This is a genomic window from Streptococcus mitis (assembly GCF_047463435.1).
GTDB classification, from domain to species: domain Bacteria; phylum Bacillota; class Bacilli; order Lactobacillales; family Streptococcaceae; genus Streptococcus; species Streptococcus mitis_DS.
Window position 1 is genome coordinate 1 of sequence record NZ_JASHDW010000024.1, and the last position, 2,505, is coordinate 2,505.

1 protein-coding gene is annotated in these 2,505 nt (G+C 49.7%); it reads right to left on the bottom strand.

What is annotated here, in order from left to right:
- Positions 1-2,505 (bottom strand): hypothetical protein (locus QM843_RS09780; RefSeq protein WP_414399240.1); only part of this gene is annotated, 2,505 nt, incomplete at both ends.

Consider the following 2,505-nt stretch of genomic DNA (forward strand, 5'->3'; position numbering starts at 1 on the left):
AGGCTGATTCAGAAGCCGATGTGCTTGCTGATTCTGATGCACTTGTTGATGCTGACTCAGAAGCGCTTGTTGATGCCGATTCAGAAGCTGATGTGCTTGCTGATTCTGACGCACTTGTTGAGGCTGATTCTGAAGCGCTTGTGCTTGCTGATTCTGATGCACTTGTTGATGCTGATTCAGAAGCGCTTGTTGACGCTGATTCTGACGCACTTGTTGAGGCTGACTCAGAGGCTGATGTGCTTGCTGATTCTGACGCACTTGTTGATGCTGACTCAGACGCACTTGTTGATGCTGATTCAGAGGCTGATGTGCTTGCTGATTCTGACGCACTTGTTGAGGCTGATTCTGAAGCGCTTGTGCTTGCTGATTCTGAGGCACTTGTTGAGGCTGATTCTGAGGCTGATGTGCTTGCTGATTCTGACGCACTTGTTGATGCTGATTCTGAGGCTGATGTGCTTGCTGACTCAGAGGCACTTGTTGAGGCTGACTCAGAGGCTGATGTGCTTGCTGATTCTGACGCACTTGTTGATGCTGACTCAGATGCGCTTGTTGATGCCGATTCAGAAGCCGATGTGCTTGCTGATTCTGATGCACTTGTTGATGCTGACTCAGACGCACTTGTTGAGGCTGACTCAGAGGCACTTGTTGAGGCTGATTCTGATGCGCTTGTTGACGCTGATTCTGACGCACTTGTTGAGGCTGACTCAGAAGCGCTTGTTGATGCTGACTCAGAAGCTGATGTGCTTGCTGATTCTGACGCACTTGTTGAGGCTGACTCAGAAGCGCTTGTTGACGCTGATTCTGACGCACTTGTTGAGGCTGACTCAGAGGCTGATGTGCTTGCTGATTCTGAGGCACTTGTTGATGCTGATTCAGAGGCTGATGTGCTTGCTGACTCAGAGGCACTTGTTGAGGCTGATTCTGAAGCGCTTGTGCTTGCTGATTCTGACGCACTTGTTGATGCTGACTCAGACGCACTTGTTGATGCTGATTCAGAGGCTGATGTGCTTGCTGATTCAGAGGCACTTGTTGATGCTGATTCTGAGGCTGATGTGCTTGCTGACTCAGAGGCACTTGTTGAGGCTGATTCTGAAGCGCTTGTGCTTGCTGATTCTGACGCACTTGTTGAGGCTGATTCAGAGGCTGATGTACTTGCTGATTCTGACGCACTTGTTGATGCTGATTCTGAAGCGCTTGTGCTTGCTGATTCTGACGCACTTGTTGATGCTGATTCAGAGGCTGATGTGCTTGCTGATTCTGACGCACTGGTTGATGCTGATTCTGAGGCTGATGTGCTTGCTGACTCAGACGCACTTGTTGATGCTGATTCTGACGCACTTGTTGATGCTGACTCAGAAGCGCTTGTTGATGCCGATTCAGAAGCCGATGTGCTTGCTGATTCTGACGCACTTGTTGATGCTGACTCAGACGCACTTGTTGATGCTGACTCAGAGGCACTTGTTGATGCTGACTCAGAGGCACTTGTTGATGCTGATTCTGAAGCGCTTGTTGACGCTGATTCTGACGCACTTGTTGATGCTGACTCAGAAGCTGATGTGCTTGCTGATTCTGACGCACTTGTTGAGGCTGATTCAGAAGCCGATGTGCTTGCTGATTCTGATGCACTTGTTGATGCTGACTCAGAAGCGCTTGTTGATGCCGATTCAGAAGCTGATGTGCTTGCTGATTCTGACGCACTTGTTGAGGCTGACTCAGAGGCTGATGTGCTTGCTGACTCAGACGCACTTGTTGATGCTGATTCAGAGGCTGATGTGCTTGCTGATTCTGACGCACTTGTTGAGGCTGATTCAGAGGCTGATGTGCTTGCCGACTCAGAAGCGCTTGTTGATGCCGATTCAGAAGCCGATGTGCTTGCTGATTCTGAAGCGCTTGTGCTTGCTGACTCAGACGCACTTGTTGATGCTGACTCAGAAGCGCTTGTTGATGCCGATTCAGAGGCTGATGTGCTTGCTGATTCTGACGCACTTGTTGATGCTGACTCAGACGCGCTTGTTGACGCTGATTCAGAGGCCGATGTGCTTGCTGATTCTGACGCACTGGTTGACGCTGATTCTGATGCGCTTGTGCTTGCTGATTCTGATGCACTTGTTGACGCTGATTCTGATGCACTTGTTGATGCTGACTCAGAAGCTGATGTGCTTGCTGATTCTGATGCACTTGTTGATGCTGACTCAGAAGCTGATGTGCTTGCTGATTCTGACGCACTTGTTGACGCTGATTCTGACGCACTTGTTGAGGCTGACTCAGACGCACTTGTTGATGCTGACTCAGAAGCGCTTGTGCTTGCTGATTCTGATGCACTTGTTGATGCTGACTCAGAAGCGCTTGTGCTTGCTGATTCTGACGCACTTGTTGATGCTGACTCAGAGGCACTTGTTGATGCTGATTCTGATGCGCTTGTTGACGCTGATTCTGACGCACTTGTTGAGGCTGACTCAGAAGCGCTTGTTGATGCTGACTCAGAAGCTGATGTGCTTGCTGATT